Here is a 15158-nt window from a genome sequence, read left to right as displayed (position 1 = left end):
ACTATTTTTGGTAATATTCCCATATTTTTTATTAGGACAAATTTATATAGAAAAAAACTCAAGATTAATCTTGAGTTTTATTTTTTTTTAAACTAAAACATTCATAACTGCAACGCTCACATTATCAAGAGTGTTTTCTTGGTTTGAACGACTATTTGTAACCAACATTTCTAGATTTCCAACATTTTCATAATAGAAAGATGCACCTTTGGCATTAAATACAACCAAGAAATGTTCTTTAGTTCCCTGAATCTCATAAACAATCCAGCCACTATTTTCAATAGCTGTGTGAACAAAGACGTGACGATATACTTCCTCGTATGTAGGATATGAAAAGGCATTAGTCTTTGTTTTAAGACCTATAATCTGACGAACAAATTCTATGCTTTCTTGACGCTCATTGATTAAGTCCCAGTCTACCTGGTTAACAGCGTCTGGAGCATTGTAACTGTTCATAGCACGTTCGCGATCATCATGAGTCAACTCACCGTTTTCACCTGTAGGAACCAGTTTGGTACGTCCAAACTCTTGACCAAGTTCCATAAAGGAGATGCCTTGCATGAGTAGATTCATTGCAGTTGCTGTTTCTACCTTTTTCATGATACTTGCTTGGTCTTCTGTTGGATGAAGTGTAGTTAATAAATCATGCAAGTTATAGTTATCATGGGCTTCTACATAGTTGACAACCTGGTTAGGGCTTAGATAAGAGCCTAGTTCACGACTACCAAGGATAGCTTTGGCAACAATTGGCTCAGTGGCAGCACCACTTACGAAGCCTGATTTGATATCACCATAAACTTCAGCACCTTTTACCGCATTACGTTGATCATCATTGAAGAAGCCAATATTAGGTAATTGATAGGCATTGTCTTTCTTAGCCTTATCATAAGGAGCAAGACCAGTTCCCATATCCCACCCTTCTCCATAAAGGATAATTTTAGGATCGACTTCATCCATAGCCCAACGAATCATCTGCATCGTTTTAACATCATGGATTCCCATCAAGTCAAAGCGGAAACCATCAATATTAAACTCATTCACCCAATAAAGAAGTGAATCAATCATGTACTTACGGAACATTTCGTGTTCACTAGCAGTCTCGTTTCCTACACCAGTACCATTTTGATAACTTCCATCTCGGTTCATTCGGTAATAATAGTCTGGAACGGTTGTTTGGAATGGGGCATCAACAGTTGAAAACGTATGGTTGTATACCACATCCATAATGACACCAATACCAGCATCATGATAGGCTTGAATCATCGTCTTCAAATCGCGGATGACTTGACCTGGATCATTTGGATTCGTAGACATGCTTGTTTCTGGTGCATTGTAGTTTTGTGGATCGTAACCCCAGTTGTAGGTCACATTTCCATCTGCATCATACTCTTTGTGACGATCAGCAATTGGTTGCAGTTGAACATAGTTAACACCAAGTTCCTTGATGTAGTCAAATGCAGTAGACTGACCGAAGTGATTGACTGTTCCAGTCTGGGCAGCACCCAAGAATGTTCCTCTTAATTCCGGAGCAACACCAGAAGTTTCAGACTTGGTCAAGTCACGAATATGCATTTCGTAAACAACCGCTTGACAAGGATTTTCCAATCGCCAAGTTGCTTCCATTCCATTCTTAACTTCAAAACCTTCAACTTGACGTTCTTTTTCTGAAAGAATCGCTGAACGTTTGCCATCTGGACTTGTAGCAATTGTATATGGATCACGTGTCAATGATTGATGATGTGGAAAATTAATCTGATATTGATAGGCACGACCAGCAAGACTTTCAGGAACTGTCAAATTCCAAACGCCAATTGTATTATCCTTGTGACTATATGAATAACTGTTGCCACGTTGCATTTCATAAGTCTTTAGGATAGCCGCATCATTACTTGCTGATTCATAAACTACAACTTGTACAGTTGTTGCTGTTGGCGACCAAAGTTTAAAGCTTGTTTCTTCTTCGGAAACCTGGCATCCCAACTCTCCTTGGTAACCCCAGTGGTGATCAAAACTAGCACTGTTAATCGCTTTATCAAAAGCAAATGGATTTTGATCTTTATAGTGTGGACTTGCAATTGCTGGATTTTCAGAATAATAAACGGTGTCATCTCCATCTAAAATCCAAACTTCTGTTAAGAGTGGATAATGATTGAATCGGATAGAATATTCTTTGGTAACTCCATCTTTTTCAACCATAAAAACCATTTGTGAAAGAGCACTTTCACTTGATTGGGTAAAAGAAAATTTTTCTCCAAAGTATTCTTGCTCTTTAACAAATTCTACTGAATCAGCTGGCCTTTTACTAAAGTTGCAACTCTGATATGCTTCATCCTTACGATGATAATGAATAAGTACAGGATAATTGTACATAGTTCTCCCTAATTTCTAATTGTTAAATTTTTCTAAAAAATAGTTTTCTTTTTCTCGTTGAACAAAGGAATCTAAACTGTTCATCTAAGCTAGTAGTGTATATTCCTTACAAACTCTCCAACCAAGCTTCATCTCGAATCTCAATTCCAATTTCTTGTGCTTTTTGGAGTTTGCTTCCTGCATCGGCTCCTGCTACCACAAGGTCAGTCTTCTTCGATACGCTACCCGTTACCTTGGCACCAAGATTTTCGAGCTTACTTTTGGCTTCTGAGCGAGTAAGACGTTCAAGTTTCCCTGTCAATACAACAGTTAGACCTGATAAGGCAGCATCTGCTGCAACGACCTGGCCTTTATAGTCTAGATTAACACCTAATTCTTTCAATTCACTTAAAAGAATTTTTGCACCCTCAGTCTCAAAATAAGATTGGAGACTTTGAGCAATGACACTTCCTAGACTTTCTATGCTTGCTACTTCTTCAGGATTTGCTTGAGCAAGTGATTCGATTGAATGGAAATGTTGTAAGAGTAACTGACTTGCCTTGCTACCAACATGACGAATCCCTAAACCAAACAAAAGTTTTTCAGCAGAATTTTCTTTAGAAGCTTGAATAGCCTGATAAAGTTTTTGAGCTGATTTCTCCTTGATACCGTCTAACAAGAGAAAATCTTCAACTGTCAAACGATATATATCTGCAACATCTTTAACCAAATCGGTAGCAAAAAGTTTCTCGACGATAGATGGTCCAAGGCCAGAAATATTCATGGCATCACGGGATGCGAAGTGAATTAGACCTTCCTTGATTTGAGCTGGACAACGTGGGTTTATACAACGAAGAGCAACCTCATCTTCAAAGTGTAACAGCTTGCTCTCACAGCTTGGACAGTTTGTTGGAATATCTAGTTTCTCCTCAGACACTCGCTTAGACTCAACCACTCGTAAAACAGCTGGAATGATATCTCCCGCCTTGTAGACAATAACTGTATCCTCTTTACGGATATCCTTTTCAGCGATATAGTCAACATTATGAAGTGTCGCACGACTAACTGTTGTACCTGCCAATTGCACCGGAGTAAGATTAGCAGTCGGAGTAACGACACCAGTTCTTCCTACTGTCCAGTCAACAGAAAGCAATTTTGCTTCTTTTTCTTCTGCAGGGAACTTATAAGCGACTGCCCACTTAGGCGCTTTAACTGTAAATCCAAGCTGCTCTTGACCAGCTAGGTCGTTGACCTTAATAACAACACCGTCAATATCATAAGGCAATTGCTCTCTTTCATGACCAATTTCTTGGATAAACTGCCAAACCTCATCCATGCTGTGCGCTAATAGTCGTCTTGGATTGACAACAAAGCCCAACTGTTCCAGATGATTTAAAACCTTCTCTTGGCTGTCTCTAGTTGAAGGACTTGCTTCCTGATAGAGGAAAGTTGCAAGATTACGCTTAGCTACTACTGCTGTATCTAACTGGCGAAGGGTTCCTGCAGCTGCATTTCGTGGATTAGCAAACTCCGGCTCCCCGTTTTCTTGACGAGCAAGATTGACTTGATTGAAAGAAGCTTTTGGCATATAACATTCACCACGAACTGTTATATCTATTTTTTCAGATAATGATAAAGGAATGTCCTTGACACGTTTGAGATTTTCTGTGATATTCTCACCGACTGAACCATCACCACGAGTAGCTCCAGCAACAAAAATTCCTTGCTCATAAGTCAAGGAAATCGATAAACCATCAATTTTCAACTCACAGATATAAGTAACATCATCCAATTCTTTACGAACACGCGCATCAAAGGCATCAAGCTCTTCACGAGAAAAAGCATCCTGCAAACTATAGAGAGGATACTGATGACTATATTTTTCAAAACCATCTAGAATCTTACCGCCAACACGGTGGGTTGGACTATCTGGCAAGACTTGCTCTGGATGAGCTTTTTCTAACTCTACCAATTCACGATAGAGACGATCATACTCACTATCAGATACAGATGGGTTATCACTTGTATAATACTCTGTCGCATAGCGATTGAGCAACTCAACGAGCTCTTTCATTCTTTCATTCATAGAACCATTTTACCATAAAAAGAACTATAGAAACAATACAGAAGCTCTAAAAAAGAAAATGAGAAGGATATTTCTATCACTTCTCATTTATTTTTATTTTTTACGATTTAAAATAGCGTTCAAAATGATGGCCACTGTACTTGCAATGACGATACCATTTGAGAAGAACATCTGTAATTCTGTTGGTAGAGTATTGAAGAGGTTACTTCCGTTTAATCCTACCCCAGCCGAGATAGACACTGCTGCAATGAGGAAGTTGTGTTCATTGTGCTCAAAGTCCACACGAGACAAGATTTGCATCCCTTGTAGAGAAACAAAACCGAACATGACGAGCATGGCTCCACCTAGAACAGGGCTAGGAATAATCTGTGCTAAGGCACCGAACTTAGGCAAGAGACCAAGTAAAATGAGGAATCCTGCTGCATAGTAGATCGGCAAACGTGTACGAATACCTGAAAGTTTCACCAAACCTACGTTTTGTGAAAAACCTGTATAAGGGAAGGTATTGAAAAGTCCACCAAGTAAAACAGCAAGACCTTCAGCACGATAACCATTACGGAGACGAGTGCTATCAATTGGATCTTTAGTAATATCAGAAAGGGCAAGATATACGCCAGTTGATTCTACCATTGATACAGTAGCGATAATACACATCATTACAATAGAAGAAATCTCAAATTGTGGAGCACCGAAGTAGAATGGAGTTGGGATATGAACAAGTGGAGCTTCTGCTACTGGAGAGAAATCAACCAAGCCCATAGTCGCAGCGATGATAGTACCTGCAATCAAACCAATCAAAATAGAAATTGACTTAATAAATCCTTTTGTAAAGATATTAACCAAGAGAATGATAAGAATAGTGATTGTTGCTAATGCTAAACTTTGTCCAGTTGGTTTTTCGACGTTATTTCCCATATTCCCAATAGCTACTGGAATCAAGGTCAATCCGATTGTTGTAATGACAGAACCCGTTACGATTGAAGGGAACAGATTTGCAACCTTAGAAAATACGCCAGCTACAAGAACGACATAAATACCAGAAGCAATCAAGGCACCAAACATAGCACCACTACCGTGACTTTGTCCAATCATAATAAGTGGAGCAACAGACTGGAAGGCTACCCCAAGAACAATAGGTAAACCGACACCAAAATATTTATTAAGTTGCAATTGTAAGAGAGTTGCGACCCCACACATAAAGATATCTGTAGAGATAAGGTATGTCAGTTGTTGAGGTGAGTAACCTAGGGCTCCTGCAATCATGATTGGTACCAGGATTGAACCTGAGTACATGGCAAGTAAGTGTTGCAAGCCCAATACGGCCGCTTTTGAGTGGTTTTCTTTTTGATTCATTAGATGTCTGCCTCCTTGAAGATAACTCTTCCATTTTCAAAACGCTCTAAACGAGCAAGTGATACTACCTGATGACCTGATTTTTCTAACAGTTCACGACCATATTGGAAAGATTTTTCAATCACAATCCCGACGGCCTCGACTGTAGCACCAGCTTGTTCGATAATCTGAATCAAACCATTAGCTGCTTGACCATTTGCCAAAAAATCGTCAATAATTAGTACTTTGTCTCCGGGAGATAAGAACTTCCCGGCAATAGATACGGTACTAGTAACCTGCTTAGTGAAAGAATAGACTTCAGCAGTTAAAATTCCTTCATTCATGGTAATATTTTTTGCCTTCTTAGCAAAAATCATGGGTACGTCCAACTGTTCAGCCACATAAAGAGCTGGTGCAATTCCAGACGCCTCAATTGTAACAACTTTGGTAATGCCAGCATTTTTAAAATGCTCTGCAAAAGTATGTCCGATTTCTCGCAATAACTTATAATCAACTTGGTGGGTCAAGAATGAGTCCACCTTAAGAATATTCTCACCTAGAATATTCCCATCTTTTAAAATACGTTCCTCTAGTAATTTCACGTTAACCTCCGAAATAAAAAGGGACTTACAAAGTAAGTCCCTCAGAAACATAGAAACAAATAGTACCGCTTCTTTAATCTCTCTTCGACCTACTTATTGTTAGGTATTTACGGTACCTTGTAGAAACGCCACGCCTATTCATGGCATAAATAAGTAATAAAATATTTAGTGAGCATCTCCATTCCAGATAGAGTTTTTCACAATGACATAATCCACATGTCTAAGATCAGCAACCTTGCGACCTCCAGCATAAGAAATCGAACTTTGCAGATCTTGTTCCATCTCAGTCAAGGTATCTTGCAAATGTCCTTTGGCAGGAAGAAGAATCTTCTTGCCTTCAACATTCTTGTAGGCACCTTTTTGGTATTCTGAAGCAGATCCATAGTATTCTTTAAATTGTTTACCATCGACTTCAACGGTTTTACCAGGGCTTTCGATATGACCTGCAAATAGTGAACCAATCATAACCATGCTTGCACCGAAGCGGATTGATTTAGCAATATCACCATGTGTACGAATCCCACCATCAGCAATGATCGGCTTACGAGCAGCTTTAGCACACCAGCGAAGAGCCGCCAACTGCCAACCACCAGTACCAAAGCCAGTTTTTACCTTAGTAATACATACTTTACCTGGACCGATTCCGACCTTAGTCGCATCCGCGCCAGCATTCTCCAATTCACGTACAGCTTCTGGTGTTCCAACGTTACCAGCGATGACAAAGGTATCTGGCAACTCTTTTTTGATGTGCTGAATCATTGAAATCACACTGTCAGCATGGCCATGAGCAATATCAATAGTGATGTACTCTGGAGCATCTTTCTTTAATTGACTAACAAAATCATATTCGTAATCTTTAACACCAACAGAGATAGAAGCAATCAACCCTTTTTCGTGCATGCGTTTCACAAAAGGAATGCGCCCAGCTTCATCGAAGCGATGCATGATATAGAAATAACCACCTTTTGCAAGTTGTTCTGCTACATCTTCATCTAAGATAGTTTGCATATTAGAAGGAACAACTGGTAATTTAAAGATGTACTTCCCTAGTGTCACTTGTGTGTCAGCTTCTGCTCGACTTTGAAGAACACACTTATTAGGAATTAGCTGAATATCTTCATAGTCAAAAATCGGAAATTCGTTTAACATTTCGATGTCTCGTTTCTTTTATAATGACCTACCTATGCTTGCGCATCACTACGTCTTTTCCGACGTTTCCTTTAAAGATTATAAACTAAGGTAAAGTTTTTGTCAATTATTTTGAAACCTAAAATTTATAACGTTCGGATTTTACTCGTTATTTCATAAAAAATAGAGAGTTTATTGACTCTCTAATTTTGTTTTATATTATTTTGAAAAATTTTTTCTGACTTCCCTAGCATTTCATAGAATTCGCTGTAGGATGACGCCTTCTGAGGGACTTGGATAGACCACTTTTTAAGCAAGACCCCATAACCTTCAACTTTTCCTATTTCACTACTTACTGTCTGATCTATGCTGGGGAAAATCAAGCCAGCTTTCTCTGCTTGTAAGATATAAGCATAAGAAATCAATTGAAATAGATCATCGCGATTGATTCCCTTTTCAGTCAATTCTAGTTTTTTATATTTAGCATCTAAAACAATTTTTAACTCTTTATGATAAAAATCTGGAAATACCTTTCGTTTCCCACCAGAAAATACAGAGATACCACCTTTCTTTTCTTTATTGCGTGGATGTATGAAATCTTTTGGCAACAAGGTATGAACATATTCTTCCCAAAGCCAAGCAACATCAAAGAGAATGCCATGAATTTTTTCCTCTTGATATCCAAAACCGTGCTTTTCTCTGTTCAATATCATCAGACACAGCTCTTGCAACTTTCTGTATTCTCGAAAGTAGGCATGACGAAGGGGTTTATCTTGATTTCGTCGAATAACCTTAGCACGATCAGCTATTTTATAAGAGGGCGTTACTCGCACGATTTCTGCCACATTTTCACGACTAGTTAAGAGATTATCAAGAACCCCTTGCCCAATGCTTTTCTGATTCTTAATGTATTCAATAGTGTGACGGATCAGTTGCATTATCGGATTGTCAAAAGCAAACTCTCTTGTTGTATAGGCAACATTTCCCGTGAAAGGAAGATTTTTCTTGAGATGATTTCCTACATCAACTACTCCCTTAACATGACTGTCGTTATGAAAAAATCTCTGGTATTCCTTATAATGACCTTTTCGGAGAGCAGCTTGCAAATACTTTGGAAAGAGGTAGATTAAAAGCTGATAGAGTCTTTCCTCGCGCGATAAACCAACATCCAAACTAGTGAGATTGATATTTAGAACTTTCTGCAATAGATAATGCAAAAAATAGTCATCACTTTTACTCGAAAAACGAGAAGAAATGGTTAATCTCTCCTTACCACACCCCAGAAATCCAATCACATTCCCTGTCTTAATTTTCTGATTGACTGTTTCCAATATCTTTTGGTCCTTATCCAAATCAGGAGAATTTTTCAGGTCGTTTGGAAATATAAAGATACTATCTTCTTGAGAAAGATTATCTAGAGTTCTATCTAAAAGAACTTGACTAATTTTAGGATATTCTGTGATAAACTCTTCTTTGTTTAAGGCCTGTTGATTGTCAGTTAACTGCATCGTCATCACCAATATCTTGCTGATTTGTCAAATCATATGCTTTTTTCAAAGTATTCAGTATTTCGTCTTCTTCATAAGAACCACGCAAGTAATCTTCCAAAAGTGGTTTGAGATAATCAGACCAGAGCAACTCATAGTCAAAGTTTACATCTTCTAACTTAAGAAAATAACTTGGTCCGATATGATAATGACTATTTAGTTCCTGAATTTTTTCAATTTCAGCATTCAAGTTTCTTAGACGAATTTTAGCTTCTTGAGCTTCATTACCAAGCACCTCATCAAGCATTCCAAGTTGACTTTCAGCCGTAACTTCAACAAAGCGGAAACGACGACGCATAGCATAATCAAAGGTATCCACTGAGCGGTCAATATCATTCATAGTTCCAATGATGTAAACATTTTCTGGGATATAAAACTTTTCATCGTTTTCGTGTAGATTGGCATATTGAGTAGAAACACTTCCCTTTTCACCACGATAGCCAGGATCGATAGAGAAAAAGAGTTCCCCAAAAATCTTAGAAATCTCACCACGATTGATCTCATCGATGATGAAGACGAATTTCTTATCAGTATCAATTTCTGTTGGGGAAAGGTAGTCTTTCAGACCAAATCTCTTTTTCAATGTTTCTAGGACAGTTTTTCCACCACTTTTGTAGTATTCTTGCTTATTATAATTTTTATCTTTATACAACTCATAAACATATTTGCGAGGTAGTGACCATCCTGGAACACCACTATCATAATTTACTGACAAATTTTGTCTACTATTAACAGATAAGTAAGATGTTTTTGTTATATATTCTTTTTCTTCAGCAACATTTATATATTCTAAGTAAGAATCCCAAGCTTGGTCAAAATTATCTTGTCCTCCAATCAATTGGGCTTCTTTTGCTTTCTGACAAAAATCTTTAAAAATACCATCCTGTAGCCTAAACTCAATAGCTCCATCCCCATTTGATACTGGTCTTAACCCCTCCACAAAATCCGTATAGTCATAGGATGGATGAAACTGAACAAAGCCGATTTGATCTTCGTTACCATCTGTTAATTCTTTGGCAATTTCTTTAGCAAGATAAGTTTTTCCTGTACCAGGTGCACCACGAAGAATGAGGTTTTTGGATTGTAGTAGAGTTTGACTCAATGGATAATAAACCTTATATTCTAGAGACATTTTTTCTTCTTTCTTTTCTTTTTCGTCTAAAAATTGTGTTGAATATTCAAATAAGATACTTCCCAACAATGATGGTTCCAGCTCAGGATACTTTTGCAATACGAGTTGACAAATCTCATGATTCTGAAGATAAGGCCCCCCTTGATTTTTTTGAGGAAGTAGCTTGTTCCAGAATCTCTTTTGACTATTCATATTTACCCCTAAAAAAGAATGATTCTCAGAATAAATACAAAGTAATTTTGTCACTACCGCAGAACGACCAATAAATTCATTCGTAGACTTTTTTATATCAAAGATAACATTATCAAATTTGAAATGAATACCTTCTTTAATAATTTTGTACAAATCTGTTTTTAATTTAGTAAATCGATGATTCAACTCTGAAAGAGGAATAACTTTATTAGCTTGATCTTTATAACTCTTTGTTTTTTCATTCCAATAAATACCAAATTTTGAAGAACCTCCGCCTCCAATTCCCATAAATAAAGATTTGTATTTCCCCCTCTCAAGACCGTAGCAAAAAGAATTACTTTGAGCTCCTTTCCCAATGACATATTCATCGATAGATAGTGTTAAAATTCTATCAAGCGGCCACTCTTTAAGAAATTCTTCACGTAATTGTTCATTGTAAATACTATATTTAGATGCATCTTCTCTTAATCTTATTTTATTTTCTTGGTACCAAGCATAAAAATCTTCCAAACTGACTTTTCTTTTTAGCATCAATCTTACCCCTTTTATAATAATGTTCGAATAAAAAACTATATATTTCATATATAGAATATCATATCCTATAAAAAATGAAAAGAATTTCTAAAGAAAAAGCCCAGTGTTAAGAGTTTCAACTGCTCTTAACACTAGGCTATTTTGAATCTTAATAATACTCACCTTGACGGTAATCCCATGAGTTAAAGGTGTCTGACAGATGCATCATGATTTTATCGATGTCAAGTCCTTTACGGATCACAACTGGTGCTGGTGAAGTTGAGCGTGCTCCTCCTTGCTCTGGAATGAGCTTGCCGTCTTTATCGACCATAGAGACCATCACACCTTGCTCGTAGCGAGTTTCAATCGTTTTGTCTGGCTGGATTGAAGCAACATAGTCGTCAGCTTCGATAACAAGGTCCACTGCTCCTTCGATACGTTGACCGATTCCTTCCACCTTACCACGATTTCCTTTTCCAGAAGGGTTTGCAGATGATGCATAAACCATTTTACCTTCTTCCCAAAGCTTAGCAGCCAACTGTTCACCAGCTTTACCAAACTTGATAACAAAACAGCTAGTACCACGAACGTCAGTCATGAGTTCTTCACGACCATCACCGTATGCTTTCAATTTTTCAAAAGCTTCTGGTTTCCAAGGAAGAATACAACCAAGGAGAATGTCTTCGTCCCAATGTTTTTGGTAGAAGGCTTCAATTTCTGGATTGAGTTGTGCTAAAGCGCGTAGCTCGTTCATGCTACCACAAAGTACAACACCTGGTTTGTTACGGTTACGCTCTTTAGCTTCAAATTTGCGTTCAAGACCTGCCTTATCGCTAGTCATGATAATGTAACCAACTTTTGTAGGGCAAACGATACATCCGCCCTCACCTTTTAAAATGTCATAGCCTTCTTGTGAAAGTGTTCCGTCCCATTGAATGTGTTTTGTCATAGTTCTATTTCCTTTTCTATTTTTATGCTATTCTTGCCAGTAAGCTGGGCGTTGTTTTTCATAAGCAGCAATCAAATCTTCGTACTGCATGGTAATACCGATATCATCCAAACCATTTAAGAGCTTGTGTTTCCATTCGCTATCAATTTCGAAAGTGAATTCTCCGACTGGTGAGATGATTTTTTGTTGTTCCAAGTCCACAGTTACCTGGTCGTTTGGTTTCAATTGGGCGAGTTTTTCTCTAACTTCCCTTGGTTGAACAATTGGCAACATGCCATTATTGAGCTCATTATTGTAATGAATATCTCCAAAAGATCCTGCAATTACGACCTTAAAACCATAGTCTGCTAGCGCCCAAGCTGCGTGCTCCCTCGAAGAGCCAGCTCCAAAGTTATCTCCCGTGATAAGGATGGTAGCCTTACGGTACTCTGGCCGATTAAAGACAAAATCTGGATCCTCAGTATACTTATCATCCGAATAACGCCAAGCATACATGAGGTATTTGCCAAAACCTTTCTTGTCAATCAACTTCAGAAACTGTTTGGGAAGAATTTGGTCGGTATCGATATTGTCATTCATCAGAGGAACGGTTGTTCCTGTATAAACTGTAAATTTCTCCATATCCTCTCCTTACTGAGCTTCTGGCATTTGCCGTACATCTACGAAACGTCCTGCGATTGCTGCCGCAGCTGCCATGGCTGGACTACAGAGATGAGTCTTAGCACCAAATCCTTGTCGATCCTCAAAGTTTCGATTGCTGGTCGAGGCACAGTGAACACCATCTGGTACTTTATCAGGATTCATTCCTAGACACATAGAACACCCTGGATCTCTCCATTCGAAGCCGGCATCTAGGAATACCTTGTCCAAACCTAACTTCTCAGCAGCTCGCTTGACTGGTCGAGAACCAGGTACCACGATAGCCGTCAAATTTGGAGCGATTTTCTTCCCTTCTACAAATCGAGCCGCCAGTTGCAAATCACTAAGTCTGGCGTTGGTACAAGAACCAATAAAGACATAACCTAGTTGGATATCTGCTGGTTTTTGACCTGGTTGCAAATCCATGTAATGATAGGCTCGTTCATCATTCATATCCGTAATTTCTGGGAAACTAGAATCAAAGTCAACACCCATAGCGGGATTAGTACCCCAAGTCACCATAGGAGCCAATTCAGAGACATCCATTCGGATAACCTTGTCATAAACGGCATCGTCGTCGCTAACAAGCCTTTTCCAATCAGCTACTGCTGCAGCGAAATCCTTGGGAACACACTCTCGTCCTTTTAGATAGGCAAAAGTGGTCTGATCTGGATTCATGATTCCCATTTTGGAACCAAATTCGATGGACATATTGCAGATAGTCATACGCTCTTCCATGCTAAGTGCATCAATGGCCTGACCTCGATACTCCACCACGTAGCCAACGCCACAAGCAACACCGTATTTGGCAATCAAGGCTAGAATGAAATCTTTGGCATAAACCCCTTTTTGAGGAACTCCTGTGAATTCCACCAACATTTTCTTGGGTTTAACCTGCCAAATGGTTTGGGTTGCAAAGACATGTTCAACCTCACTGGTTCCAATACCGAAGGCAATCGCTCCAAAAGCTCCGTGGGTTGCAGTATGGCTATCACCACAGACGATAAATTTTCCAGGTTGTGTTCTTCCTGTTTCTGGACCAACCATGTGAACGATACCTTGTTTTTCTGAACCGTGGGCAGCATGTTCAATTCCGAATTCCTCAACATTTTCTGCCAACTTATCAATTTGAGCCTTGGATATTACATCTCGAATATCATAAATATTAACCGTTGGAACATTGTGGTCAAAGGTACCAAATGTTAAATCCGGTCGTCTCAATCTACGTCCTGCATCACGCAATCCTTGAAAAGCTTGAGGACTGGTCACCTCGTGAATATAGTGCTGATCTACATACATGAGCTGAGGCTGTCCTTCTTCTCCTGTAATCACATGGAGGTCCCATAATTTATCAAAAATCGATTTTCCTGCCATTCATTACCTCCATATCAAATACAAAGCTACTAGTGTAGTCACTATTCCTAGGAACCAAACCGTTTTAAAATACCATTTTCTAGTCTTGTGATGAAAGGTAACACCTGCCAACCAAGCACCAAAACCACCACACAAGAATGCAAATGATAATAAATATTTTTCAGGGATGCGCCAAGCACCTCTTTTTGCTTTAGATTTATCAATACCATAAATCATAAATACCAATAGATTCCAAATCAAAATAGCAAAAGTAATTCCTTGATTTATCTTCATAATCTTTCAATGATGGCTTCCGTCATTTCCTTGGTTGAAGCCTCTCCTCCTATATCTCTCGTTAAAATTCCGGCAGCCAAAGTTGCTTCAACAGCATCTTCAATACGCTTAGCATCCTCATATCGTCCAAAACTATCACGCAACATCATAGCAACTGATAGAATCATAGAAATAGGATTGGCGATTCCTAGGCCTGCTATATCAGGCGCTGAACCATGAATGGGTTCATAGAGACTCGGTCCATTCTCAGAGTGACTGGCTGATGGCATAACCCCAAGTGTACCAGATAGAACACTTGATTCGTCTGAGAGAATATCTCCGAAAAGATTCTCTGTCACGATAACATCAAACTTGGCTGGATTGGTAATCATGAGCATGGCAGCTGAGTCGACTAGCTGGTGCTCCAAAGTTACATCGGGATAATCTTTTGCGACTTCCTCAGCCACTCTTCGCCAAAGTTTTGATGTTGCTAACACATTTTGCTTATCAATACTGGTAAGGATTTTTCTCCGACTTCTTGCGATTTCAAAAGCCTTACGAATAATCCGTTCTACTTCCTCATAGCTATAATCATTGATATCACGCGCTTTTTTCTCTTCAAGGATATGATCACCAAAGTAAATCCCACCTGTCAACTCACGTACTACAACAAAGTCAACATCAGCAATTCGTTCAGGTTTGAGAGGCGATAGGTGCTTAAGACTATCAAAAATTTTAACCGGACGAATATTGGCATAAAGATTAAGTTCCTTGCGGAGTGTTAGAAGCCCCTGTTCGGGTCGAACTGTAGCATTATCATACTGAGGACTACCTATTGCAGCTAGGAGAATAGCATCTGCTTCTCTAGCAGCCTTGAGCGTTTCGTCTGGTAAGGGGTGGCCCTCAGCATCAATACCCGCACCTCCAAAAGGACGTCTATCTACCTCATAGTCAAAGTCCGTTTTTTTGACTATATATGCTAGAACTTCTAAACCAGCTTCCATGATTTCTGGTCCAATCCCATCACCTGCTAGGGCAACAATTTTCTTTGTCATGGTATTCT

Annotated in this window: 12 protein-coding genes and 1 riboswitch; all 12 genes read right to left on the bottom strand. The window is 38.8% G+C overall.

Annotated features, from left to right (window positions below; all coding sequences use genetic code 11):
* Window positions 1-87 precede the first annotated feature (87 nt).
* A complete protein-coding gene (pulA, locus tag QM923_RS02280; RefSeq protein ID WP_414290713.1) occupies window positions 88-2370 on the bottom strand; it encodes a type I pullulanase in 2283 nt (760 codons plus the stop codon).
* Window positions 2371-2476: 106 nt separating this feature from the next.
* Window positions 2477-4435 carry an NAD-dependent DNA ligase LigA gene (ligA, locus tag QM923_RS02275; protein ID WP_414290712.1) on the bottom strand — a complete coding sequence of 653 codons (1959 nt, stop codon included), beginning with the start codon at window positions 4433-4435 and terminating at the stop codon, window positions 2477-2479.
* A 93-nt stretch (window positions 4436-4528) separates the two neighbouring features.
* The gene (locus QM923_RS02270; protein WP_247912398.1) at window positions 4529-5788 is read right to left on the bottom strand and encodes a nucleobase:cation symporter-2 family protein; all 1260 of its coding nucleotides are present in this window, start codon (window positions 5786-5788) and stop codon (window positions 4529-4531) included.
* On the bottom strand, window positions 5788-6369 hold the full coding sequence (locus QM923_RS02265; RefSeq protein WP_414290711.1) for a xanthine phosphoribosyltransferase: 582 nt from the start codon (window positions 6367-6369) through the stop codon (window positions 5788-5790). Before QM923_RS02265 ends, QM923_RS02270 begins: the two co-directional genes overlap by 1 nt.
* Before the next feature lie 76 nt (window positions 6370-6445).
* A riboswitch (purine riboswitch) is annotated at window positions 6446-6542 on the bottom strand.
* Window positions 6535-7518, bottom strand: a complete 984-nt coding sequence (gene guaC, locus QM923_RS02260; protein WP_414290710.1) for a GMP reductase — start codon at window positions 7516-7518, stop codon at window positions 6535-6537. (Overlaps the previous riboswitch by 8 nt.)
* A 182-nt stretch (window positions 7519-7700) precedes the next feature.
* Window positions 7701-9005 carry an McrC family protein gene (locus QM923_RS02255; protein ID WP_414290770.1) on the bottom strand — a complete coding sequence of 435 codons (1305 nt, stop codon included), beginning with the start codon at window positions 9003-9005 and terminating at the stop codon, window positions 7701-7703.
* Window positions 8992-10899, bottom strand: a complete 1908-nt coding sequence (locus QM923_RS02250) for an McrB family protein (RefSeq protein WP_414290769.1) — start codon at window positions 10897-10899, stop codon at window positions 8992-8994. Before QM923_RS02250 ends, QM923_RS02255 begins: the two co-directional genes overlap by 14 nt.
* A 151-nt stretch (window positions 10900-11050) precedes the next feature.
* Complete coding sequence (locus QM923_RS02245; RefSeq protein ID WP_414290709.1) at window positions 11051-11830, bottom strand: L-threonylcarbamoyladenylate synthase; 780 nt, start codon at window positions 11828-11830, stop codon at window positions 11051-11053.
* Window positions 11831-11857: 27 nt separating this feature from the next.
* A complete protein-coding gene (gene leuD, locus QM923_RS02240; protein WP_414290708.1) occupies window positions 11858-12451 on the bottom strand; it encodes a 3-isopropylmalate dehydratase small subunit in 594 nt (197 codons plus the stop codon).
* A gap of 9 nt (window positions 12452-12460) precedes the next feature.
* On the bottom strand, window positions 12461-13843 hold the full coding sequence (gene leuC / locus QM923_RS02235) for a 3-isopropylmalate dehydratase large subunit (RefSeq protein ID WP_414290707.1): 1383 nt from the start codon (window positions 13841-13843) through the stop codon (window positions 12461-12463).
* Between the two features lie 3 nt (window positions 13844-13846).
* The gene (locus QM923_RS02230; RefSeq protein WP_414290706.1) at window positions 13847-14116 is read right to left on the bottom strand and encodes a DUF1294 domain-containing protein; all 270 of its coding nucleotides are present in this window, start codon (window positions 14114-14116) and stop codon (window positions 13847-13849) included.
* On the bottom strand, window positions 14113-15150 hold the full coding sequence (leuB, locus tag QM923_RS02225; protein ID WP_414290705.1) for a 3-isopropylmalate dehydrogenase: 1038 nt from the start codon (window positions 15148-15150) through the stop codon (window positions 14113-14115). The genes QM923_RS02230 and leuB overlap by 4 nt, the downstream gene beginning before the upstream one ends.
* Window positions 15151-15158: the final 8 nt, after the last annotated feature.

Source organism: Streptococcus infantis (assembly GCF_047463275.1).
Lineage (GTDB): Bacteria > Bacillota > Bacilli > Lactobacillales > Streptococcaceae > Streptococcus > Streptococcus infantis_AF.
The sequence above is the reverse complement of the archived record's forward strand: the minus strand, read 5'-3'. Positions and strand labels throughout refer to the sequence as shown.

Bases quoted from the DNA above. Each gene is read 5' to 3' on its own strand.
- guaC (WP_414290710.1), bottom strand. From the start codon at position 7,518: ATGTTAAACGAATTTCCGATTTTTGACTATGAAGATATTCAGCTAATT.
- leuC (WP_414290707.1), bottom strand. From the start codon at position 13,843: ATGGCAGGAAAATCGATTTTTGATAAATTATGGGACCTCCATGTGATT.
- leuD (WP_414290708.1), bottom strand. From the start codon at position 12,451: ATGGAGAAATTTACAGTTTATACAGGAACAACCGTTCCTCTGATGAAT.
- QM923_RS02250 (WP_414290769.1), bottom strand. From the start codon at position 10,899: ATGCTAAAAAGAAAAGTCAGTTTGGAAGATTTTTATGCTTGGTACCAA.
- leuB (WP_414290705.1), bottom strand. From the start codon at position 15,150: ATGACAAAGAAAATTGTTGCCCTAGCAGGTGATGGGATTGGACCAGAA.
- QM923_RS02270 (WP_247912398.1), bottom strand. From the start codon at position 5,788: ATGAATCAAAAAGAAAACCACTCAAAAGCGGCCGTATTGGGCTTGCAA.
- QM923_RS02245 (WP_414290709.1), bottom strand. From the start codon at position 11,830: ATGACAAAACACATTCAATGGGACGGAACACTTTCACAAGAAGGCTAT.
- QM923_RS02255 (WP_414290770.1), bottom strand. From the start codon at position 9,005: ATGCAGTTAACTGACAATCAACAGGCCTTAAACAAAGAAGAGTTTATC.
- pulA (WP_414290713.1), bottom strand. From the start codon at position 2,370: ATGTACAATTATCCTGTACTTATTCATTATCATCGTAAGGATGAAGCA.
- QM923_RS02230 (WP_414290706.1), bottom strand. From the start codon at position 14,116: ATGAAGATAAATCAAGGAATTACTTTTGCTATTTTGATTTGGAATCTA.
- ligA (WP_414290712.1), bottom strand. From the start codon at position 4,435: ATGAATGAAAGAATGAAAGAGCTCGTTGAGTTGCTCAATCGCTATGCG.